20 protein-coding genes are annotated in these 22,745 nt (G+C 62.7%); 9 read left to right on the top strand and 11 right to left on the bottom strand.

Going from position 1 to position 22,745, the window contains the following annotated elements; all coding sequences use genetic code 11:
* Positions 1–77: 77 nt before the first annotated feature.
* The 3 genes from cgtA to rplU all read right to left on the bottom strand — a co-directional run bounded on the left by cgtA (position 78) and on the right by rplU (position 2,104).
* Entirely contained in the window at positions 78–1,304 is a 1,227-nt protein-coding gene (gene cgtA / locus QN085_RS03660) for an Obg family GTPase CgtA (protein ID WP_013970821.1), read from the bottom strand.
* Between the two features lie 189 nt (positions 1,305–1,493).
* Positions 1,494–1,751, bottom strand: a complete 258-nt coding sequence (rpmA, locus tag QN085_RS03655; protein WP_003247464.1) for a 50S ribosomal protein L27 — start codon at positions 1,749–1,751, stop codon at positions 1,494–1,496.
* Positions 1,752–1,789: 38 nt separating this feature from the next.
* Positions 1,790–2,104 carry a 50S ribosomal protein L21 gene (gene rplU / locus QN085_RS03650; RefSeq protein WP_003247466.1) on the bottom strand — a complete coding sequence of 105 codons (315 nt, stop codon included), beginning with the start codon at positions 2,102–2,104 and terminating at the stop codon, positions 1,790–1,792.
* Positions 2,105–2,348: 244 nt separating this feature from the next.
* Between rplU and QN085_RS03645 the strand changes: the two genes are divergently transcribed.
* The 3 genes from QN085_RS03645 (at position 2,349) to QN085_RS03635 (ending at position 4,155) form a co-directional block, all read left to right on the top strand.
* Positions 2,349–3,317, top strand: a complete 969-nt coding sequence (locus tag QN085_RS03645) for a polyprenyl synthetase family protein (protein ID WP_003256318.1) — start codon at positions 2,349–2,351, stop codon at positions 3,315–3,317.
* 166 nt (positions 3,318–3,483) lie between these two features.
* Positions 3,484–3,825, top strand: a complete 342-nt coding sequence (locus QN085_RS03640; protein ID WP_023661294.1) for a zinc ribbon domain-containing protein YjdM — start codon at positions 3,484–3,486, stop codon at positions 3,823–3,825.
* Positions 3,826–3,909: 84 nt separating this feature from the next.
* Positions 3,910–4,155, top strand: coding sequence for a PA4570 family protein (locus QN085_RS03635; protein WP_023661295.1), 246 nt, complete (start codon positions 3,910–3,912; stop codon positions 4,153–4,155).
* Between the two features lie 127 nt (positions 4,156–4,282).
* Here the strand turns inward: QN085_RS03635 and bamJ are convergent, their stop codons facing one another.
* The 5 genes from bamJ to QN085_RS03610 all read right to left on the bottom strand — a co-directional run bounded on the left by bamJ (position 4,283) and on the right by QN085_RS03610 (position 9,069).
* Positions 4,283–4,900 (bottom strand): BamJ family beta-barrel-assembly machinery protein, encoded by a 618-nt coding sequence (bamJ, locus tag QN085_RS03630; RefSeq protein WP_003256315.1) that lies wholly within the window; start codon positions 4,898–4,900, stop codon positions 4,283–4,285.
* A gap of 85 nt (positions 4,901–4,985) precedes the next feature.
* Positions 4,986–5,291, bottom strand: coding sequence for a DUF6482 family protein (locus QN085_RS03625; protein ID WP_013970818.1), 306 nt, complete (start codon positions 5,289–5,291; stop codon positions 4,986–4,988).
* Between the two features lie 158 nt (positions 5,292–5,449).
* Positions 5,450–5,938, bottom strand: coding sequence for a TIGR00645 family protein (locus QN085_RS03620; RefSeq protein WP_003247486.1), 489 nt, complete (start codon positions 5,936–5,938; stop codon positions 5,450–5,452).
* Between the two features lie 192 nt (positions 5,939–6,130).
* The gene (locus QN085_RS03615; RefSeq protein ID WP_003247487.1) at positions 6,131–6,469 is read right to left on the bottom strand and encodes a PA4575 family protein; all 339 of its coding nucleotides are present in this window, start codon (positions 6,467–6,469) and stop codon (positions 6,131–6,133) included.
* A gap of 161 nt (positions 6,470–6,630) precedes the next feature.
* Positions 6,631–9,069, bottom strand: a complete 2,439-nt coding sequence (locus QN085_RS03610; RefSeq protein ID WP_013970817.1) for a Lon protease family protein — start codon at positions 9,067–9,069, stop codon at positions 6,631–6,633.
* A 253-nt stretch (positions 9,070–9,322) separates the two neighbouring features.
* Between QN085_RS03610 and QN085_RS03605 the strand changes: the two genes are divergently transcribed.
* The 4 genes from QN085_RS03605 (at position 9,323) to QN085_RS03590 (ending at position 12,901) form a co-directional block, all read left to right on the top strand.
* The gene (locus QN085_RS03605) at positions 9,323–9,811 is read left to right on the top strand and encodes a DUF3015 domain-containing protein (RefSeq protein ID WP_003256313.1); all 489 of its coding nucleotides are present in this window, start codon (positions 9,323–9,325) and stop codon (positions 9,809–9,811) included.
* 74 nt (positions 9,812–9,885) lie between these two features.
* A complete protein-coding gene (locus tag QN085_RS03600) occupies positions 9,886–11,739 on the top strand; it encodes an Lnb N-terminal periplasmic domain-containing protein (protein ID WP_031324531.1) in 1,854 nt (617 codons plus the stop codon).
* A gap of 240 nt (positions 11,740–11,979) precedes the next feature.
* A complete protein-coding gene (locus QN085_RS03595) occupies positions 11,980–12,336 on the top strand; it encodes a hypothetical protein (RefSeq protein ID WP_013970815.1) in 357 nt (118 codons plus the stop codon).
* Between the two features lie 67 nt (positions 12,337–12,403).
* On the top strand, positions 12,404–12,901 hold the full coding sequence (locus QN085_RS03590) for a GreA/GreB family elongation factor (protein ID WP_031324532.1): 498 nt from the start codon (positions 12,404–12,406) through the stop codon (positions 12,899–12,901).
* Positions 12,902–13,023: 122 nt separating this feature from the next.
* Here QN085_RS03590 and gdhA read toward each other — a convergent pair whose 3' ends face one another.
* From gdhA to QN085_RS03575, 3 genes are all read right to left on the bottom strand, one after another.
* Positions 13,024–14,364: an NADP-specific glutamate dehydrogenase gene (gdhA, locus tag QN085_RS03585; protein ID WP_015268894.1), complete on the bottom strand. Its 1,341-nt coding sequence runs from the start codon at positions 14,362–14,364 to the stop codon at positions 13,024–13,026.
* Between the two features lie 315 nt (positions 14,365–14,679).
* Positions 14,680–16,347, bottom strand: a complete 1,668-nt coding sequence (gene ettA / locus QN085_RS03580) for an energy-dependent translational throttle protein EttA (RefSeq protein ID WP_015268893.1) — start codon at positions 16,345–16,347, stop codon at positions 14,680–14,682.
* A gap of 289 nt (positions 16,348–16,636) precedes the next feature.
* The gene (locus QN085_RS03575) at positions 16,637–17,038 is read right to left on the bottom strand and encodes a hypothetical protein (protein WP_024086234.1); all 402 of its coding nucleotides are present in this window, start codon (positions 17,036–17,038) and stop codon (positions 16,637–16,639) included.
* A gap of 248 nt (positions 17,039–17,286) precedes the next feature.
* On the opposite strand from QN085_RS03575, the gene QN085_RS03570 reads away from it, so the two are divergent.
* Together QN085_RS03570 and glyA are read left to right on the top strand one after the other, a co-directional pair.
* Positions 17,287–21,117 (top strand): sensor domain-containing protein, encoded by a 3,831-nt coding sequence (locus QN085_RS03570; RefSeq protein ID WP_031325948.1) that lies wholly within the window; start codon positions 17,287–17,289, stop codon positions 21,115–21,117.
* Positions 21,118–21,313: 196 nt separating this feature from the next.
* Positions 21,314–22,567 (top strand): serine hydroxymethyltransferase, encoded by a 1,254-nt coding sequence (gene glyA / locus QN085_RS03565; protein ID WP_003256308.1) that lies wholly within the window; start codon positions 21,314–21,316, stop codon positions 22,565–22,567.
* The last annotated feature ends 178 nt before the right edge of the window (positions 22,568–22,745 follow it).

Here is a 22,745-nt window from a genome sequence, read left to right as displayed (position 1 = left end):
AACCTATGTCGAATCTGTAGATACCGTGGATACAAAAACGCCGCTCCAAAGAGCGGCGTTTAGTGTACTGCAACCGGTCAGTCGCGCACGTAAATGATTTCCGGGCCGTCTTCGTCGTCCTCGAAATCATCGTCCCAACCGTCATCGTCGCCGATGTCGTGCACGCTCTTGACACCAGTACGGCGCAGGGTACGGGCGTCGTCCAGGGCCTGCAGCTGGGCACGGGCTTCGTCTTCGATGCGCTGGTCGAGATCGGCCAGCTCTTCGGCGTAGGCCGGGTCGTTGGCCAGGCGGTCGGCGCGGTCTTCGAGGTAGCGCATCAGGTCGTGGCTGAGCTTTTCGGTGCCCTGCTTGGAGATGGCCGAAATCACGTAGACCGGGCCCTCCCACTGCAGGCGCTCGACCACTTCCTTGACCCGCTCGTCGCGCTCGTCGTCCATGACCATGTCGGCCTTGTTCAGCACCAGCCAGCGCTCACGCTCGGCCAGCGACGGGCTGAAGCGGGTCAGCTCGTTGACGATGACTTCGGCGGCATCGGCTGGGCTGCTTCCGTCCAGCGGCGCCATGTCCACCAGGTGCAGCAGTACGCGAGTACGCGCCAGGTGCTTGAGGAAGCGGATACCCAGGCCGGCGCCCTCGGAAGCACCTTCGATCAGGCCAGGAATGTCGGCGATGACGAAGCTCTTCCAGCGGTCGACGCTGACCACACCCAGGTTCGGCACCAGGGTGGTGAACGGGTAGTCGGCCACTTTCGGCTTGGCGGCCGAAACCGAGCGAATGAAGGTGCTCTTGCCGGCATTCGGCAGGCCCAGCAGGCCGACGTCAGCCAGCACTTTCATTTCCATCTTCAGGTCACGCTGGTCACCTGGCTTGCCCGGGGTGGTCTGGCGCGGTGCACGGTTGGTGCTGGACTTGAAGCGGGTGTTGCCCAGGCCGTGCCAGCCGCCTTGGGCGACCATCAGTTTCTGGCCCGGGGTGACCAGGTCACCGATCACTTCCTGGGTGGAGGCGTCGATCACGGTAGTGCCGACCGGCACGCGCAGGTAAAGGTCGTCGCCTTTCTTGCCGGTGCAGTCGGTGCTGCCGCCGTTGGCGCCACGCTGGGCCTCGTGGTGACGGGTGTAGCGATAGTCGACCAGGGTGTTGAGGTTTTCGTCGGCGATCATGTACACCGAACCACCGTCGCCACCGTCACCACCGTTGGGGCCACCGTTCTCGATGAATTTCTCGCGACGGAAGCTCATGCAACCGTTGCCACCGTCACCGGCCTTGACCCGAATGGATACTTCGTCAACAAACTTCATTCAAAACCGCCTCTCGCCTGCTGGCGAGTTGAATACCTGAAAAACCTGAGGCTCTTGCAAAAATGAGCGCGGCGGCCCCGTACGACCGTAGAAACCCACGCCGGCAGCCCATACAAACAGCTTTGCAAGAGGCTCACCACAAACGAAAAAGCCCCGTCGCATGACGGGGCTTCTGGAGCGACGTCGCGATTAAGCGGCGACGATGCTCACGTAACGGCGCATGAACTCGCCTTTTTTCTCGAACTTGATCACGCCTTCGATCTTGGCGAACAAGGTGTGATCCTTGCCCATGCCAACACCGTAGCCAGCGTGGAATTCGGTGCCGCGCTGACGGACGATGATGTTGCCTGGCTTGATAACCTGGCCGCCATACATCTTCACGCCAAGGCGTTTCGATTCTGAGTCGCGACCGTTACGAGTACTACCACCAGCCTTCTTGTGAGCCATGGTTCAATTCTCCAAATAAATTCAGGGGATCTAGGGGATTAAGCCTGGATACCGGTGATTTTGATCTCGGTGAACCACTGGCGGTGGCCCATACGCTTCATGTGGTGCTTACGACGACGGAACTTGATGATGCGAACCTTGTCGTGGCGGCCTTGCGAAACGACTTCGGCCACTACTTTAGCGCCAGCAACAACTGGAGCACCGATGGTGACTTCTTCACCGTTGGCGACCAGCAGGACGCGATCGAAGGTCACGGATTCGCCAGTGGCGACTTCCAGTTTTTCGATCTTGAGGAATTCACCTTCAGCGACTTTGTACTGCTTGCCGCCGGTAACGATTACTGCGTAAGACATGGTATTTCTCCGATAATCCTGCTCACCCAGCGCTTTATATGATGAGTATTGGCTGGCATGGCTGCACAGGGCTGGAACGGCCCGGCGCAATTGCGTAAGGCAGGTGCTGCCCAGGAAGTTAGGGTGCGCGATTGTACGCAACCGTGGTTTTGCTTGCAAGTGCCGCCCCCGGGGCGCTGGCACCGCGCCTTGACACACCGGGACCCGCGACCTAGCATGCCGCGCAACCTCACTGGAGCAGCCGATGCAACCCCAATCCTTCTACCGCGCGGTGGCTGATGATTTCAGCGCCGTCGACGAGATCATCAAGAAGCAGCTGACCTCGCGCGTGCCGCTGGTATCGAAGATCGGCGACTATATCACGTCCGCCGGTGGCAAGCGCCTGCGCCCCCTGCTGGTGCTGCTGTGTGGCAAGGCCCTGGGCCGCGAAGGCGACGACCTGCGCCTGCTGGCTGCCACCATCGAATTCCTGCACACCGCTACCCTGCTGCACGACGACGTGGTCGACATGTCCGGCATGCGCCGTGGCCGCTCCACCGCCAATGCCCTGTGGGGCAACGCGCCGAGCGTGCTGGTGGGCGACTTCCTCTATTCGCGCTCGTTCGAGATGATGGTCGAACTGGGCTCGATGCCGGTCATGCAGATCCTGTCCAAGGCCACCCGCGTGATTGCCGAAGGTGAAGTGCTGCAGCTGTCGCGGGTACGCGACGCCAGCACCACCGAGGAAGTCTACATGGAGGTCATCCGCGGCAAGACCGCGATGCTCTTCGAGGCTTCGACCCACAGCGCCGCCGCGCTGGCCGAAGCAACCGACGAACAGCGCGAGGCCCTGCGTACCTTCGGTGACCACCTGGGCGTGGCGTTCCAGCTGGTCGACGACCTGCTGGACTACAAGGGCGACTCGCAGACCCTGGGCAAGAACGTCGGTGACGACCTGGCCGAAGGCAAGCCTACCCTGCCGCTGATCTACACCATGCGCGAAGGCACCGCCGAACAGGCTGCGCTGGTGCGCCAGGCGATCCAGAAGGGTGGCCTGGAAGACCTGGAGCAGATTCGCGTGGCAGTCGAGGAGTCGGGTGCTCTGAAGTACACGGCGGAGCTGGCGCGTGACTATGTGAAGCGTGCCATCCAGTGCCTGGAAGTGCTGCCGGCCAGCGAATATCGTGATGCGCTGGTCGAGTTGAGCGAGTTTGCTGTCGCGCGTACTCACTGATAGACCGAGTCGTCTTCATTCGCGGGCAAGCCCGCTCCTACAGGATTGCGTCGCCTGTATGAGCTGGCTTGCCCGCGATGCTTTTGTCCGGACATAATCACTTCCGAAAAAATACCTTATACAATTCGGGTTTTTAACCGCCCGTCTGTTTGTTTGAGGAACCGAAGTGAGCACTCTGCCACCCTGCCCGAAATGCAACTCCGAATACACCTATGAGGATGGCACTCAGCTAATCTGCCCTGAATGCGCCCACGAGTGGTCGGCCAGCGGCGACGCCGAAGCGGCCGGCGACGAGGTGGTGAAGAAGGACTCAGTCGGCAACATCCTGCAGGATGGCGACACCGTCACCGTGATCAAGGACCTCAAGGTCAAGGGCTCGTCCCTCGTGGTCAAGGTCGGCACCAAGGTCAAGAACATCCGCCTGTGCGACGGCGACCACGACATCGACTGCAAGATCGACGGCATCGGCGCCATGAAGCTGAAGTCCGAGTTCGTTCGCAAAGTCTGATTTTCCAAAAAACCGGCAATTGGCGCTTGCTATTCAGGTAATAAGAATTATTCTCATTGGGACTGCTATCCAAGGAGAATAGCCATGACTTATCTGATCGACGCCTGGCTGGACCGCCCTCACCCCTACCTGCGCATTCTTCATCGGGAAACCGGCGAAGTGTGCGCAGTGCTTGAAGAAGAAGCGCTCGACGAGCTGCGTGACCAGGGCGACCTGGACATGAGCGGGCTGAATTCGAGTGAACCGGGGGTACTCAAGGAGCTGGTGCGGAATCTGTTTCTGTACTGCTATGCGCGGGCGTTGCGCCCCGGGGGGACAGACTGGAATTGAGGCCAGCAGGACCGGCCTCATCGCCGGCAAGCCAGCTCCCACAAGCACAACACAGGATTCGAATGCTGTGGGGATCTTGTGGGAGCGGGCTTGCCCGCGAATGGGCCGCAATGCGGCCCCGAGGGCATTACAGAACGTCGAGCAGCTCGACGTCGAACACCAGCACGCTGTGCGGCGGGATGCTGCCAACGCCTTGGGCGCCGTAGGCCAGCTCGCTCGGCACGTACAGGCGCCATTTGCTGCCAGCGTTCATCAGCTGCAGGGCTTCGGTCCAGCCAGCGATCACACCACCTACCGGGAATTCAGCCGGCTGACCACGGTCGTAGGAGCTGTCGAACACAGTGCCGTCGATCAGGGTGCCGTGGTAGTGGGTGCGCACATTGTCTTCGCGGGTCGGCTTGGCGCCTTCACCTGCGGTCAGTACTTCGAACTGCAGGCCCGAAGCCAGGGTGGTGATGCCGTCACGCTTGGCGTTCTCGACCAGGAATGCCTTGCCAGCGGCAGCAGCGGCTTCAGCCTTGGCAGCTGCTTCGGCTTGCATCACTTCGCGGATCACCTTGAAGCTGGCCGACAGGTCGGCTTCGCTGACGCGGCTGTCGGCGCCGTTGAAGGCATCGGTCAGGCCAGCCAGGATGGCTTCCAGGCTGACGCCCGGTGGCGGGTTGTCGCGCAGCTGGCCGCCCAGCTGACGGCCGATGCCGTAGCTGACGCGAGTTTCGTCGGTGGACAGGTTGAGTTCGGACATTGTCGTGCTCCACTGCAGGGCGCAGTGAAGCCGCGCCCTTGATGAAAAGGGCGAGCAGCCTAGCACACTGGGGCGCTGCGAGCAGCTACCAGGCCGAGCGCTGGGAAATCGGCACCTTCAAGTCTTCTTCCGGGTGCGTGCCCATGCCGCACATTTCGTCCTGCACCGACCAGTGCACCAGGTTCATCGAGACCATGGGGATGGTTTGCAGCAACTTGCGCGCATCCTCCACCGAATGCACGCGCAAGCGTTCACCACGGGTGTCGGAGAGAGGATGGGGGTGGCCTTTGATCCGCGCTTCGAGCAGGTAGTCACCGCCTTCGATGGCGATCAGGTTCAGTTCGTCGACATGGCCAGCCCTGGCCTCGGTGTTGAGCTGATGCAGGTTCATGAGAGCACCTCGCGATGGGAACCACGCATGAGAGCTCATTTTTTGTACAGAAAGGGCGAATGCACAAGGCATGACTGACGCCGCTCGTCAGTTGGACCGTGCCGGCCTCTTCGCGGGCTTGCCCGCTCCCAGAGGGATTGCGAAGAGGCCTGAAAGGTTCAGTGCTTGGTCAGCTTGTCCAGGTAACCCATGCAGAATGCCGAGACCACGAAGGTCATGTGGATGATCACGTACCACATCAGGTAATCGGTGGAGATGTTCTGTGCGTCCATGAACACCCGCAGCAGGTGGATGGACGAAATGGCCACAATCGATGCGGCAACCTTCATCTTCAGCGACGAAGAGTCCATCTTGCCCAGCCAGTTGAGCTTTTCCTTGCTCTCGTCGATGTCCAGTTGCGAGACGAAGTTCTCGTAGCCGGAGATCATCACCATCACCAGCAGGCCGCCCACCAGCGACATGTCGATCAGCGACAGGATCACCAGGATCAGGTCGGCTTCGCTGAGGGCGAAGACGTTGGGCAGGACGTGGACCACTTCCTGGAAGAATTTCAGCGCCAGGGCCAGCAGGCCGAGGGACAGGCCGAAGTAGATGGGGGCGAGCAGCCAGCGCGAGGCATACATCGCATTTTCGAGGATACGTTCCATGGAGTGTCGGGACTCATCAGGTGACTAAAAAAGCGACGGCGAGTATAGCCAGCCACCTGTTACAGCAAAAGCCCGGTGAACGGGGCTGCTTTGCAGCCCATCGCGACACAAGGCCGCTCCTACAAGAGATTGCTGTCCCTTGTAGGAGCGGCCTTGTGTCGCGATGGGCCGCAAAGCGGCCCCCTGCATCAATCAGGTCTCAGGATGAAACTGGTAATCCCCCAGATTCCGACACCGCTCACCGTTGATCCGCCGCAACTGCGCCTGCAAATGCAAACACCAGATCTGCGGATCCTCGGCCACCTGGTACCCATGCAAGGTCAAGCTGTCGACAATGGCATTGAGCACAGATTCGGCCACCAGCGGCCCATGGAACGGCCCTTGGGCCTTGATCGCGGACGGTTGTTCACCGGCCATGCCGGCGGCGAACAGCAGTGTCCACATGCCGTTATCCCCGGCCAGCGGACGGATGCTGCATTCGATGCGGGTCACCAGGCCCAGGCACTGGCGTGTGAGGCTGAGATTGCGCATGGCCGCGCCCCCTCCAAAAAGCCTTGTTCAGCCTGAACCTCAGGCTGTTTCCATCCTGAACGCTGTTACCGTCCTTAAGTTCCAGCATAGAAGAACGGTACAGAAAGATGGAAAACCGGCGCTGAACGGTAGCACATCGCCGCCAGCGCCGGTTTCTTGACTCAGGCTGGCTTGGCCTGGGCAATCACCTCTTCCAGGCGCTCTTTCTCCGCCTTCTCGATTTCTTCCTCGCTGATCATCTCGGCAATCTCACGCAGGCGCTCCACCACCCGCGCGTTGACGCTGCCTTCGGTGAACTGGCCCTTGTCATCCAGCACACCGGCCTCCTCGCCTACCAGCAGGCTCAACGCCTCGTCGGCCTGGCTGACCGCGTACACGTGGAACATGCCGTTCTCCACTGCCTGCAGCACACGCTCGTCGAGCATCAGCGTGGCGACGTTGGCACGCGGGATGATCACTCCCTGCTCGCCGGTCAGGCCACGCGCCTCGCACAGGCGGAAGAAGCCTTCGATCTTCTCGTTGACCCCACCCACCGCCTGCACTTCACCAAACTGGTTGATCGAGCCGGTGATGGCGAAGCACTGCTTGAGCGGCGTGCGCGACAAGGCCGAGATCAGCGTGCAGGCTTCGCCCAGCGAGGCGCTGTCACCGTCCACATAGCCGTAGGACTGTTCCAGGGCGATGCTCGCCGAGATCGCCAGCGGGAACTCCTGGGCATAGCGGCTGCCCAGGTAGCCGGTGAGGATCATCACACCCTTGGAGTGGATCGGCTGGCCGAGGTTTACCTCACGCTCGATGTCGACGATACCGCTGCCGCCCGGGTACACGGTGGCGGAGATACGCGCCGGCATACCGAACGCCGAATCACCCACTTCCAGCACGGTCAGGCCGTTGCACTTGCCGATGGCCGCGCCTTCGGTGTCGATCAGGATGATGCCGGCGAGCATGTCGTCCAGAACCCGCTGCGAAACACGCCCGGTGCGGGTGGCCTTGGCCTTGAGCGCACGCTCGATGTGCCCGGCGTCGGTCATTTCGTCACTGGCCAGCTGGCGGATGAAATCAGCTTCGCTGACCAGCTGGAACAGGTCGCCGATACGTGCCGACAGGCGCGACTGGTTTTCTGCCAGGCGGGCGCTGTAGGTGGCCAGACGCGCCACCGCGTCACTGGTCAGTGGCGCCATGCCCTCTTCGTTGGTGCGGGTGCGCAACAGCTGGGCGAACTGCTCCAGGTTCTCGTCGACCATGGGCATGTCTTCGTCGAAGTCCACCAGCACCCGGAACATTTCCTGGAAGTCCGGGTCGTGGTCCTGCAGCGCGTAGTAAAGCTGGCGCGAACCGATGATGACCAGCTTGATGTTCAGCGGGATCATCTGCGGCGTCAGGCTAACGGTGGCCACCCGCCCCAGCTCGCCCAGTGGCGACTCCATCTTCAACTTGCGCGACTGCAGCGCACGCTTGAGCGCGTCCCAGACGAACGGCTCGCCCAACATCTTCTCGGCTTCCAGAATCAGGAAGCCGCCGTTGGCGCGGTGTAGCGCGCCTGGGCGCAGCTGACGGTAAGAGGTGTACAGCGCACCCTGGTCGGTGCTGTATTCGATACGGCCAAACAGGTTGTCGTAGGTCGGGTGCGGCTCGAACACCACCGGCGCACCGCCATCGGCGTGGTGGCCGACCACCAGGCTTGGGGCGTACTGCTCTTCCAGCAGCTTGCGCGCGGCCGCGTCGGTCTTGCTGTCATCGACCAGTTGCTCGACCACGGTACGCAGCAGGTTCAGCTGCACAGACTGCAGGTAGGCGCAGACCGCAGCGTTCTCGGCGTACTTCTCCGACAGCGGCGCCAGCAACGGCTGCAGGGCCAGGGTGATGGTTTCTTCGTTGAGCTGGCGCAGCTGGTTGTTCGACTCGCGTTTCCATTGCGGCAGGCTGGCCAGCTCTTCGTTCAGGCGTTCCTCGAGCAGGGCGATATCCTCGTGGAACTGCTCGCGCACCTCTTCCGGCAACTGGGCGAATTCGGCTTCATCCAGCGCCTTGCCGTCGGCCATCGGGGTGAAGGCGACGTTGCTGGCGTCACGGTACAGGGCCACGTCCTTTTCCAGCGAGGCGCGCTCGATCACATCCAGGGCGCGGTCGTAACGCTGGTTGAAGGCGCGGTCGATGGCGCCTTTCTTCTGCTGGTAGGACGGGTGCTCGAATACCGCAGGGAAGGTCGACAACAGGTTGTCGATCAGCCCGTTCATGTCGGCAATGAACGCCCCGGCGGTGCCGGACGGCAATTCCAGTGCGCGGGGTTCGCGCGTGTCATCGAAGTGGTTGACGTAAACCCAGTCGGCCGGGGTCTGCTGACGCTTGCCCTCGGCCTTGAGGTAGCGCTTGACGAACGAGAAGCGGCCGGTGCCGGGCTCGCCCATCACGTAAACGTTGTAACCAGGGCGCGGCATGGCCACGCCAAACTGCAGGGCCTCGACAGCACGCTCCTGGCCCAGGACTCCGCGAAACGGCTCCAGATCGTCGGTATTGGTAAAGGCAAACTGCTCGGGGGAGAAACGCCGGGTCAGGGCTTCAGGCGCGAGACGCAGGCGCGCAGCGACAGGATCGGGCATTGGGTTTCCTTACTTCGGCGGGGCAGATAGGCAGCATTCTGGCGCTGCCCGCGCGCGCCTTGCAAGGCTCCGCAGGACTTTATGTCGCAGCCGGTGCGGGTCATGCAACAGCAAATTTTTCGCAATCAACAACGCAACTCTTAGATCGTGCCTAAACTCCAAGCTGCGCGGGTGGGTGAAAAGCTTTCCCGACCTGGCAACCGAGTTGCCAGAAACCCTGACCCTTGGTTAAGTCAAATAGAGAACAAATGCTATGAAACGGATTCTTCTGGGTACTCTGTTCACCGTGGTCTCGATCAATGCCATGGCCGAAGCGCCAGGCGGCCCGAACTGCGGCTGGGGCAACATGCTGTTCGAAGGCCAGCGCGGCACTCCGGCACACTTCCTGGCTTCCACCACCAACGGCACCTCCGGTAACGCCACCTTCGGCATGACCTCCGGCACCAACGGTTGCTCGACCAAAGCGTCGCTGACCTACGGCGGCAAGTCCTGGTTCGCCATGAACGGCATGATGAATGAGCTTTCCGAAGACATGGCCATGGGCCAGGGCGAAGCACTGACCACCTATGCCGTGGTTCTCGGCGTGGCCCCTGAAGACCGTGGCTACTTCGCATCGGTCACCCATCAGCACTTCAACCAGATCTTCAGCAGCGCCGACGTCACTGCCGAAACCGTCCACAGCAACACCCTGGCTGTTCTGAAGAACGACCCACGCCTGGCCAAATACGCAACCGAGGCCTGAGTGCAGCTCCTCCCGCCCCGGCCCCGGGGCGGGTTTCGCCTTTTTTCGGCATCGTTAAGAAGTAGTTGCCCGACATGCTCAAACGCTTCGTATCTCTGGCGCTGTGTGCCTGCGCCCCTGTTCATGCCGCGCCTGTGCTGGACCAAGGCCGTGTCCAGCAACTGGCCAACACCCCTTACTGGATTGCCCTGGGCCATTACGAAACCGCCAAGCTGGGTGGTTGGCGCAGCTACGTGGATGATGATGCGTTCTTCCTTGCCGAGGACGGCGCGCACCACCCCGACCAAGAGCTGCAAGCCACGGTCGAAGCGCTGTACGCCCCGGCCAGCCTCGGTGACAAACATGCCCAGTGCGTATTCCCGGCGCGCACCCGCTGGCTGCGCGAACAGCTCGACCTGCAAGACTTGCCGCAACCTGACTGCCAGGAGTTCACCACCTGGTACCAGTCGATCGACCCACACAGTGCGGCGCTGATCTTCCCGGCGGCCTACCTGAACAGCCCGTCATCGATGTTCGGCCACACCTTGCTGCGCATCGACCAGTCCAACACCCGCAGCGACGACACCACGCTGCTGAGCTACGCAATCAACTTCGGCGCCTACATCGAAGGCAGCGACAACAGCATCCTGTATGCCTGGAAGGGCCTGATGGGTGGCTACCCGGGCCTGTTCGCGCTGATGCCCTACCAGGAGAAACTGTCCGAATACCGCAGCCTGGAAAACCGCGACCTGTGGGAATACCAACTGGACCTGACCCCGGAAGAAACCGGGCGCATGGTCGAACATGTGTGGGAGCTGAAGCAGATCCAGTTCGACTACTTCTTCTTCGATGAGAACTGCTCGTACCGCCTGCTGGAGCTGCTGCAGGTGGCCCGGCCGGGCCTTGACCTGACCTCGCAGTTCCCGCTGACCGCCATCCCGACCGACACGGTGAAAGCCGTGAAGCAGTCCGGCATGGTCGCCAGCGAGACGTACCGCCCCTCTCGCGAACGTGAACTGCTGGCCCGGGCCGAGCCGCTCGATCACGACGAAAAGCGCCAGGTGCTGGCTGTAAGTGCCGACACCGGGCAACTGCAGAGCCCCGAATTCAAGGCCCTCCCCCGCCAGCGCCAGGCGCTGGTGCAGGACGCCGCGTACCGCCTGGAGCGTTACCGTGCCAATGGCCAGGAGCGCGACCCTGGGCAGGCGAAACGCAGCTTCGAACTGCTGCGGGCAATCAACAGCAACCCGCCCCCGCCCCTGCAGATCGAGCGCCCAGGCCTGCCCGAGGACGGCCATGACTCGCGCACCTGGCAGCTGGGCGTAGGCACCCGCGAAGACCGCGCCTACGCCGAGTACGGCCTGCGGATGGCCTACCACGACCTGAATGACAACGCCTATGGCTTCCCGCTGGGGGCGCAGATCGAGATCCTGCAGCTGAAGCTGCGCCAGTACGAAGGCAATGACTGGCAGGTGCAGCGCCTGGACCTGGCCACCATCCGCTCGCTGACACCGCGCAACGAGCTGCTCAAGCCCTGGTCATGGCAGGTGGCCGGCGGGCTGGAGCGCGTGCCGGGCAAGCATGATGACGAAGTGCTGGTAAGCCATGTGAACGGCGGGGCCGGCGGCACCTGGCAACTGGCCGACGGGTTGCTGGGCTTTGCCCTGGGCACGGTGCGGGTCGAGCACCACAATGATTTTGCCCAGTTCATCGCCCCGGCGGCGGGCTTCAATGGCGGGCTGCTGTGGCGCAACGGGCTGGGCAACATGACGCTGGAGGCCAAGGGCGATTATTTCACCAATGGCGAAGTACGGCGCAGTGTGAGCCTGAACCAGCAATGGGAGATCAGCCAGAACCTGGGCCTGCGGTTGAGTGCTTCGCGAGAGTTCAGCCACCTGGCCACGGCGCAGAACGAGGTGATGCTGGAGTTGAAGTGGTATCACTACTGAAGCGGACTTTGTGGGAGCGGCCTTGCGTCGCGAAAGGCGTGCGAAGCGCCCCCAGATTGTTGCACTCATGCAGAAATGCCGGGGCCGCTTTGCGGCCCTTTCGCGACGCAAGGCCGCTCCCACAAATGACCGCATCAAGGCTGACCTGTGTGAACCAACCGACTCTTTGACACTGTTTTAACGGCTCCCCGACAAATCGCCACCTAGACTTTCCAGTATCAACCGGAGGGTTTTGTGGTTATGTCGCGGTACTGGTTCGGCGTGTGCATGGCGTTGTTGCTGTCTGGTTGCGAAACCACCCACGAGCAGATGGTCCACCAGGGTTATCCCCCCGCCTATGCCGATGGCTTCCAGGACGGCTGCAGCAGCGGCCGACAGGCGGCAGGGCTGATGGTCGGCGCTTTTCGCAAGGACGTGCCGCGCTACCTGCACGAGCGCCAGTACGAAAGCGGCTGGGACGACGGCTTTCGCCAGTGCCACGCCATGCAGAACAGCGAAGAACAGCGCCAGTACCACGAGCGCTTCTGGGACCAGCGCGAGCGCGACTGGGAGCAGGAAAAGGACCGCGACGCCGCACGCGCCTATCGCCACAACTGAGTCGCAAACGGACATCCCTTGAAACCGGCGGCCTGCGATGATGGTCTCCTGCAAAAGGAGGCCCCGCATGAGCCGAGCATTCGTCAACGAAGACCAGGCCGCCGCCCAGGCTGATCAGCCGGTCGAGCGACGGGTCAGCGAACAACCCAACTACGTGACCGCCAGTGGCCTGCGCCAGCTGCAGGAGCGCGTGACCGAGCTGAATGCCCTGCGCAGCGAACTGCAGGCACAAGGTGAACGTGGCGACAAGCAGCGACTGGCGGATACCGAACGGGACCTGCGCTACTTCAGCGCGCGATTGCAAAGCGCCCAGGTTGTGCCGGCGGCGACATCGCGCAGCAAGGTGCAGATTGGCAGCCGGGTGCGGTTTGTCGATGCGCAGGACCAGGAACATGTGGTGCGGCTGGTGGGCGAGGATGAGGCGGATGCCGGGCGGGGGTTGATAAACTGGGGTTCGCCGTTGGGGCGGGCTTTGCTCGGGGCGGGGCCTGGGGATGAAGTGGTCTGGCGGCGGCCGGTGGGGGAGCAGGTGATCGAAGTGGTTGAGGTTTTTGGTGAAGATTGAGGACCTGGGGGCTGCTTTGCAGCCCATCGCGACACAAGGCCGCTCCCACAGGAGTACGCAATTCCCTGTGGGAGCGGCCTTGTGTCACGAAAGGGCCGCAAAGCGGCCCCAACGGCCTCAGATCAAACCACGCCCTGCGCCAACATCGCATCAGCCACTTTCACGAAGCCCGCGATGTTCGCACCTTTGACATAGTTGATGCTGCCATCCGCCTCTTCACCGTAATGCACGCAAGCATGGTGAATCGACTGCATGATGTTGTGCAGCTTGCTGTCCACCTCACCGGCAGTCCACAGCAGGCGCATGGCGTTCTGCGACATCTCCAGGCCCGACACGGCCACGCCGCCGGCGTTGGAGGCCTTGCCCGGGGCGTACAGGATGCCGGCCTCCAGGAAGATATCCACAGCCTCCAGGGTAGTCGGCATGTTGGCGCCTTCGGCCACGCAGATGCAGCCATTGCGCAGCAAGGTGCGGGCGTCTTCGGCGTCCAGTTCGTTCTGCGTGGCACACGGCAGGGCGATGTCGCACGGCAGGCTCCACGGGGTCTGGCCCTTGCGGAACTCCAGGCCGAACTGCGCGGCCAGTTCGCTGATGCGGCCACGCTTGACGTTCTTCAGCTCCATCACCGCATCCCACTGGGCATCGGTCAGGCCGGCTTCGGCGTACAGGGTGCCTTCGGAGTCGGACAGCGAAATCACCTTGCCGCCCAGGTCCATGACCTTGCGCGCGGCATACTGGGCCACGTTACCCGAACCGGAAATCGCCACGCGGCAGCCATCGATACGCTTGTCCTGGCGCTTGAGCATTTCCTCGGCGAAGTACACGCAGCCGTAGCCGGTGGCTTCCGGGCGGATCAGGCTGCCGCCGTAGGTCATGCCCTTGCCGGTCAGCACCGAAGTGAACTGGTTGGCAAGGCGCTTGTACTGGCCGAACATGAAGCCGATTTCGCGGGCACCCACGCCGATATCACCGGCCGGGACGTCCAGGTCAGCGCCGATGTGGCGGTACAGCTCGCTCATGAACGCCTGGCAGAAGCGCATGACTTCGGCGTCGCTCTTGCCTTTGGGGTCGAAGTCCGAGCCGCCTTTGCCGCCGCCCATGGGCAGCGAGGTCAGAGAGTTCTTGAACACCTGCTCGAAGGCCAGGAACTTCAGCACGCCCAGGTTGACCGACGGGTGGAAGCGCAGGCCGCCCTTGTACGGGCCGATGGCGCTGCTCATCTGGATGCGGTAGCCGCGGTTGACCTGCACCTTGCCCTGGTCATCGACCCAGGACACACGGAACAGTACGGCGCGCTCGGGCTCGACCATGCGCTCCAGAATGCCGGCCTGCAGGTAATGCGGGTTGGCCTCGAGGAATGGCCAAAGGCTGCGCAGCACTTCTTCCACAGCCTGGTGGAATTCAGGTTGGGCCGGATCGCGTTGCTTCAGGCGCGCGAGGAAATTGTCGACAGATTCGATCATGGTAGACATCTCACCAAGAGGATTGGACTTATTGGTTTTTTTCAGGAATGTACCAAGAAGCAATCGCACCGGAATAGGGCGAAATGTCGTTTTTTTGAAATTATTTGGTGCGTTTTATATAAGTGTATACAAATTCGCTATCAGTGTTGGCCTCTTCGCGGGTAAACCCGCTCCCACAGAGGAGCTGCGCAAGCCCGAGAGCTATGGGCATCCCTGTGGGAGCGGGTTTACCCGCGAAGAAGCCAACACCACTTTCCAGCCGAGCACAAAAATGGGGCCTCGAAGGGCCCCATTCTTGTGCATCAGAACACCGGCTTACTGGGCCAGCTTCTTGTGCCGTACACGGTGCGGCTGGGCAGCAGCATCGCCCAGGCGCTTCTTGCGGTCGGCTTCGTACTCGGTGTAGTTACCCTCGAAGAACACCACGTTCGAGTCGTCTTCGTACGCCAGGATGTGGGTAGCCACACGGTCCAGGAACCAACGGTCGTGGGAGATCACGATCGCCGCGCCCGGGAAGTCCAGCAGGGCTTCTTCCAGCGAACGCAGGGTTTCGACGTCGAGGTCGTTGGACGGTTCGTCGAGCAGCAGGACGTTACCGCCCTCCTTCAAGGTCAGGGCCAGGTGCAGGCGGCCACGCTCACCACCGGACAGGTCCTTGACGAACTTCTGCTGGTCGCCACCCTTGAAGTTGAAGCGGCCCACATAGGTACGCGACGGGATCTCGTAGTTGCCGATGCGGATCATGTCAGAGCCGTCGGAAACCTGCTGGAACACGGTCTTGCCGCCGTCCAGGTCTTCGCGGCTCTGGTCGACGCAGGCCAGCTGCACGGTTTCACCGATCTCGATGCTGCCCGAGTCCGGCTGTTCCTTGCCCATCAGCATGCGGAACAGGGTCGACTTACCGGCACCGTTACCACCGATCACACCGACGATGGCGCCTTTAGGCATGGAGAACGACAGGTTGTCGATCAGCACGCGGTCGCCGTAGCCCTTGGTGACGTTCTTGAACTCGATGACCTTGTCGCCCAGGCGCGGACCGGCCGGGATGTAGATCTCGTTGGTTTCGCTGCGCTTCTGGAATTCCTGCGACTGCATTTCTTCAAAGCGCTGCAGACGTGCCTTGGACTTGGACTGGCGGGCCTTGGCGCCTTTGCGCACCCACTCCAGTTCCTCTTTCATGGCCTTTTCGTGGGCGCTCTGCTGCTTGGATTCCTGCGCCAGACGCTCGGACTTGGCTTCCAGCCAGCCCGAGTAGTTGCCTTCGTACGGGATACCGGCGCCGCGGTCCAGTTCCAGGATCCAGCCAGCGACGTTGTCGAGGAAGTAACGGTCGTGGGTAATGGCTACCACGGTGCCCGGGAAGTCGTGCAGGAAGCGCTCCAGCCAGGCCACCGAGTCGGCGTCCAGGTGGTTGGTCGGTTCGTCCAGCAGCAGCATGTCTGGGGCCGACAGCAGCAGGCGGCACAGGGCCACGCGGCGCTTCTCACCACCGGACAGGTGCTCGATGCGTGCATCCCAGGCCGGCAGGCGCAGGGCGTCGGCGGCAACGTCCAGCTGGCGCTCCAGGTTGTGGCCGTCAGCGGCCTGCAGGATGGCTTCCAGCTTGGCCTGCTCGGCGGCCAGCTTGTCGAAGTCGGCATCCGGTTCGGCGTAGGCAGCATAGACCTCGTCCAGGCGCGCCTGGGCGTCCTTGATCACGCTGACCGCTTCCTCGACCACTTCGCGCACCGACTTGTTCGGGTCCAGTTGCGGTTCCTGTGGCAGGTAGCCGACGTTGATGTCGGGCATCGGACGGGCTTCGCCGTCGAATTCCTTGTCGACGCCCGCCATGATCCGCAGCAGGGTCGATTTACCCGCGCCGTTCAGGCCGAGCACGCCGATCTTGGCGCCCGGGAAGAACGACAGGGAAATGTTCTTGAGAATTTCCCGCTTCGGCGGCACGACCTTGCTCAGCCGATGCATGGTGTAGACGTATTGAGCCAAAACCAAGCCCTCTAATCAGATAGGTAAAGACATCGACGATCGCCCCGGCGCGCTGGCCAGGGGGATGTATTTACGGGGTGTCATTGAACAAAGTCGACCATTCTACGCCAACGCGCGGCGTTGCATAGGAGGGGCGGATGGTGGGGGTGGGATCGGGGGAATCTATTGCCTGTGCTGGCCTCTTCGCGGCTAAAGCCGCTCCCACAGGTACTGCACAGTTCGCGAAGGCAGTGATAATCCCTGTGGGAGCGGCTTTAGCCGCGAAAGGGCCGGTACAGCTGCAGATGACTCAGACGTGACGCTGCTTGGCCTTGCCCCGAGGCAAGCGGCAACGGTCGCCCTGCTCGGCCAGGCGCGCGGCCCAGGCGGACTTCACGCTGAAGCCACCGCTACGAGCCGGCTGCTGCTCGGCAGCTTTGGCCGGTTTGGCGGCCGCAGGCACGCTGACAACCTTGGCCGCCGGCTTGACCTCGGCCACGGTAACAGCCGGCTCAACTGCCGCCTTGGCGGTCTTGCGCAGTTCGGCCAGCGATGGGCTCTTGCTCTTGGCGACAGCTGCCGCCTCGGGTTTGCTCAGCGAACGCTGGCAAGACTTGCAGGATACGTCCTCGGTCACGGCAGTGCTGACAAGGGTCTGACTGCTGCGCCCGCAGGCGGAATCGAGGCCATTGGAGGAAAAGTGAGTAACCAAAACCGAACATCTCCGATGCGTTGTCATTTGAAGCGGGCGCTATTCTCGCACAGGTTGCAGGGGCTTGCCGAACCACCGGGCAGGCACCACCGGTCACATCGGCTGGCACTTTGCCATAATCCTAGGCATGCTAGCCCGTTTCGGGTGTCCGGCCTTATAGTGCGCCACCGCGGTCTGGCAACCAGACACCGGCACACACCGTGCATGATCCATCCCTGCCATCGCCAGCCCAATCGCAGGATCAACGCTTGACCAATCTTACTCATCCGTCGTCATTGCGTTCCGCGCCACAGGCGCCCGTCGCCTCGCTGCGCGGGTCGATCAAGGGTGCGCTGGCGCTGCTGGCCCTGATCCTGCTGGGCCTGCTGCTGTGGCAGCTGTTCGCCCAGTTCAACCATACCCAGGCTGACCTGCGCAAACAGAGCCTGGACGCCACCGCCGAACTGGCCGACCACCTGAGCCTGAACATGGCCCTCAAGGCGCAACAGGCCGTGAATGTGGTGCAGCCCTACGTCAAGGCGCCGACGCCCTCGGCCTTGCCCAGCCTGCTGGGCACCCTTCGCGAGCGCCTCCCGGCCCTGCAGAGCATGGCCTGGCTGGACGCTACCGGCCAGGTGCAGGCCGACAGCCTGGCCGGCAGCCCCGACCGCCATTTGCTTGACGAGCTGCTTAGGCTGAACCAGGGCAGCCCGTACTTCTTCACCAATTCGGGCGACAACCGCACCGTCTACCTATTGCTACGCCAGGCCACCGAACAAGGCCGCGGCTACTGGCTGCTGCGCCTGTCGCCGGACTACTACCGCACCCTCACCCTCCACCTGGATGGTGCCGGCCACCCGCTGTGGCTGTTGGAAAACAGCCGCAACGGCGAGGTACTGCAAAGCCATGCGCCGGCCGTTACCAGCAACGAACCGCTGCAAAGCGTGATGCTGGCTTTCATCGATAACAGTACCTGGCAGTTGCGCGGCCTGTTCGACGCCAAGCTGGCCCAACAGAAGCTGCTGCCGGCGCTGCTCGGCAAATGCCTGCTGGTGCTGTTCTGCGCCCTGCTGCCGATGCTGGCCCTGGTCAACATGCGCCGCCGCCAACGGGCGCTGCAGGACGACCGCCGGCGCTATCAGGAAATTTTCGAAGGCACCGGCGTGGCCTTGTGTGTGCTCGACCTGTCCAGCCTGCCCGGCCAACTCGACCGTTACCACCTGCGCAACCGTGCCGCGCTCAAACACAGCCTGGCCCTGGACCCCAACCTGCGCCGCTCGCTGCTGCTGGAGCTGAAGATCACCGAGATCAACCAGGTGGCCCGCCAACTGTTGAACATCGACAGCCACGAAGGTGCCTGGCAGCGCCTGATCGATGGCACTGGCGATGGCCGCGACAGCATCGGCATGCAACTGATCGACGCGCTGATCGAGCAGCGCCCGCTGCTGGAGCTGGAGGTGCGCCTGCCGGCGCCGCTGGGTGGCGAGCTGCACCTGTGGCTGATGGCCCGCCTGCCGCAGCAGCGCCGCGACTACCAGGCGGTCATCCTCAGCATCAGCGACATCACCAGCCGCAAGCAGGTGGAGCTGTCGCTGCTGGAGCGTGAAAGCTTCTGGTCGGACGTGGTGCGCACCGTGCCCGACCAGTTGTATGTGCAGGACGTGCTCAGCCAGCGCATGATCTTCAGCAACCGCCACCTCGGCCAGACCCTGGGCTACGACCGTACCGAGCTGGCGCATATGGGCGAGCGCTTCTGGGAGCTGCTGCTGCACCCCGAGGATGCCACGCACTACCAGGCGCTGCGCCAGCAACAGCGGGACAGCGGCCATGACCAGCCGCTGCACTGCCAGCTGCGTTTCCGCCACCGCGATGGCGGCTGGCGCTGCTACGACATCCGCGAACAAGTGCTGACCCGTGACGCCGACGGCCTGGTGACACGCATCATCGGCGTGGGTAAGGACGTGACGGTGCAGATCGAGGCCAGCCAGTCGCTGCGTGACAGCGAGCAGCGCTACCGCATGCTCGCCGAAAGCATCAGCGACGTGATCTTCTCCACCGACAACCTGCTCCAGCTCAACTACGTAAGCCCCTCGGTGCAAAGCGTGCTGGGCTACCAGGCCGACTGGATCTTCGCCAACGGCTGGCAGTCGATCATCGCCAACCCGTCCCAGCTCACCGGCATCTACAGCCTGATGGAGCGCGTCAGCAAGGCCATGGGCGACCCGGCCCAGCTGGCCCAGCTACGCAACCAACTGCCCACCCAGCTGTTCCTTTTCGACTGCCTGCGCGCCGATGGCCGCAAGATCCCCATCGAACTGCGCCTGGTGCTGGTGTGGGACGACGAAGAGCGCTTCGAAGGCGTGCTCGGGGTTGGCCGCGACATCAGCCAGCAACGCCGTGCCGAGAAAGACCTGCGCATGGCCGCGACGGTATTCGAGCACTCCACCTCGGCCATCCTCATCACCGACCCGGCGGGCTATATCGTCCAGGCCAACGAAGCGTTCAGCCGCGTCAGTGGCTACGCCGTCAGCGAGGTGCTCGACCAGTTGCCGGGCATGCTTACCGTCGACGAGCAGCAGGAAGGCCACCTGCGCTACGTGGTGAAGCAGCTTTATCAGCGCGGCAGCTGGGAGGGCGAAATGTGGCTCAAGCGCCGCGACGGCGACCACTACCCGGCCTGGGTCGGTATTACCGCAGTGCTGGACGACGAAGGCGACCTGGCCAGCTACGTGTGTTTCTTCACCGACATCAGCGAGCGCAAGGCCAGCGAACAGCGCATCCACCGCCTGGCCTACTACGACGCCCTCACCCACCTGCCCAACCGCACGTTGTTCCAGGACCGTCTGTACAACGCCCTGCAGCAGGCCGAGCGGCAAAAGGCCTGGGTGGTGCTGATGTTCCTCGACCTGGACCGCTTCAAGCCGATCAACGACTCCCTCGGCCACGCTGCCGGTGACCGCATGCTCAAGGACATGGCCCAGCGCCTGCTGGCCTGCGTGGACAACGACGACACCGTGGCGCGCATGGGCGGCGACGAGTTCACCCTGCTGCTGCAACCGCGCGCTACCCGTGAAATGGCACTCAACCGCGCCATCCACGTGGCCGAGAACATCCTCGGCAGCCTGGTGCGGCCGTTCGTGCTGGAAAACCGCGAGTTCTTCGTTACCGCAAGTATCGGCATCGCCCTCAGCCCGCAGGACGGCAGCGAGCTGAGCCAGCTGATGAAAAACGCCGACACCGCCATGTACCACGCCAAGGAGCGCGGCAAGAACAACTTCCAGTTCTACCAGGCGGAGATGAACGCCAGCGCCCTGGAACGCCTGGAGCTGGAGAGCGACCTGCGCCATGCCATGGAGCAGAACGAGTTCATCCTCTACTACCAGCCGCAGTTCAGTGGCGACGGCAAGCGCCTGACCGGCGCAGAAGCCCTGCTGCGCTGGCGCCACCCGACCCGCGGCCTGGTCCCGCCGGGCGACTTCATCCCGGTGATCGAAGAACTGGGCCTGGTGGTGGACGTGGGCGACTGGGTGCTGCGCGAGGCCAGCCGCCAGCTCAAGGCCTGGCACAAGGCCAAGGTGCGCGTGCCCAAGGTGTCGGTGAACATCTCGGCGCGGCAGTTCTCCGACGGCCAGCTGGGCACGCGCATCGCCACCATTCTGGAAGAAACCGGCCTGCCACCGGCGTGCCTGGAGCTGGAGCTGACCGAAAGCATCCTGATGCGCGAAGTGAACGAAGCCATGCAGATTCTCGCCAGCCTGAAAAACCTCGGCCTGAGCATCGCGGTGGACGACTTCGGCACCGGTTACTCGTCGCTGAACTACCTCAAGCAGTTCCCGATCGATGTGTTGAAGATCGACCGCACCTTCGTCGACGGCCTGCCTGAAGGCGAGCAGGATGCGCAGATTGCCCGAGCGATCATCGCCATGGCCCACAGCCTCAACCTGGCGGTGATCGCCGAAGGGGTGGAGACCCACGAGCAGCTGGAGTTCCTGCGCGAGCATGGTTGCGACGAGGTGCAGGGCTACCTGTTCGGGCGGCCGATGCCGGCGCATCAGTTCGAGGCGCAGTTCGCCAACGAGAAGCTCTTCATGTTCCATTGAGCAGTTGCCGGCGATGGGGCGCACAGCGCCCCAAAAAACGGACCTGCGAGTCAACTCCAGTTCCCGCCCAGCCCAGAAACGGCGCGGGATGCAACGTGAAGCCCATTGGTCCGCGACTTGATGCCACTTCATATGCCAGCCGCGGATCAATCGGTTAGAATGCCCCCCCAATTCACCCCGATCCTTGAGGACCGCCATGTTCAGCCGTGATTTGACCATTGCCAAGTACGACGCCGAGCTCTTCGAAGCCATGCAGCAAGAAGCTCTGCGCCAGGAAGAGCATATCGAGCTGATCGCTTCGGAAAACTACACCAGCCCGGCAGTCATGGAGGCCCAGGGCTCGGTCCTGACCAACAAGTACGCCGAAGGCTACCCAGGCAAGCGCTACTACGGTGGTTGCGAGTACGTCGACGTCGTCGAGCAGCTGGCCATCGACCGTGCCAAGGAACTGTTCGGCGCCGACTACGCCAACGTCCAGCCGCACGCCGGCTCCCAGGCCAACGCCGCCGTCTACCTGGCCCTGCTGTCGGCCGGTGACACCATCCTGGGCATGAGCCTGGCCCACGGTGGCCACCTGACCCACGGTGCTTCGGTAAGCTCCTCGGGCAAGCTGTACAACGCCATCCAGTACGGCATCGACAGCAACGGCCTGATCGACTATGACGAAGTCGAGCGCCTGGCTGTCGAGCACAAGCCGAAGATGATCGTTGCCGGCTTCTCGGCCTACTCGCAGGTGCTGGACTTCGCCCGCTTCCGCGCCATCGCCGACAAGGTCGGTGCCTACCTGTTCGTCGACATGGCCCACGTTGCCGGCCTGGTTGCCGCTGGCGTGTACCCGAACCCTGTTCCGTTCGCCGACGTGGTCACCACCACCACCCACAAGACCCTGCGCGGCCCGCGCGGCGGCCTGATCCTCGCTCGCAAGAACGAAGAGATCGAGAAGAAGCTGAACTCCGCCGTCTTCCCTGGCGCCCAGGGTGGCCCGCTGGAGCACGTCATCGCTGCCAAGGCCATCTGCTTCAAGGAAGCCCTGCAGCCTGAGTTCAAGGCTTACCAGCAGCAGGTCGTGAAGAACGCCCAGGCCATGGCCAGCGTGTTCATCGAGCGTGGTTTCGACGTGGTTTCCGGTGGCACCCAGAACCACCTGTTCCTGCTGTCGCTGATCAAGCAGGAAATCTCCGGCAAGGACGCTGACGCCGCCCTGGGCAAAGCCTTCATTACCGTCAACAAGAACTCGGTACCGAACGACCCACGTTCCCCGTTCGTCACCTCGGGCCTGCGTTTCGGCACCCCAGCCGTTACCACCCGTGGTTTCAAGGAAGCCGAGTGCCGCGAGCTGGCTGGCTGGATCTGCGACATCCTGGCTGACCTGAACAACGAAGCGGTGATCGACGCCGTGCGTGAGAAGGTCAAGGCCATCTGCAAGAAGCTGCCGGTTTACGGCAACTGATTGGCGATTGCCTGACAGGAAAAAGCCCGGCCTAGTGCCGGGCTTTTTCCTGTCAGGTGGCGAATCCTGTGGAAGCGGGCGTGCCCGCGAAGAAGACGACTCGGTGGATGGCACCGGCCTGCGCCGGTATTCGCGGGCACGCCCGCTCCCACAGGCTATGATTGCGTTCCTCCCTTCA

This window comes from Pseudomonas sp. M2(2023) (assembly GCF_030263955.1).
Taxonomy (GTDB): domain Bacteria; phylum Pseudomonadota; class Gammaproteobacteria; order Pseudomonadales; family Pseudomonadaceae; genus Aquipseudomonas; species Aquipseudomonas asiatica.
This window is presented reverse-complemented; position numbering and strand designations above follow the sequence as displayed.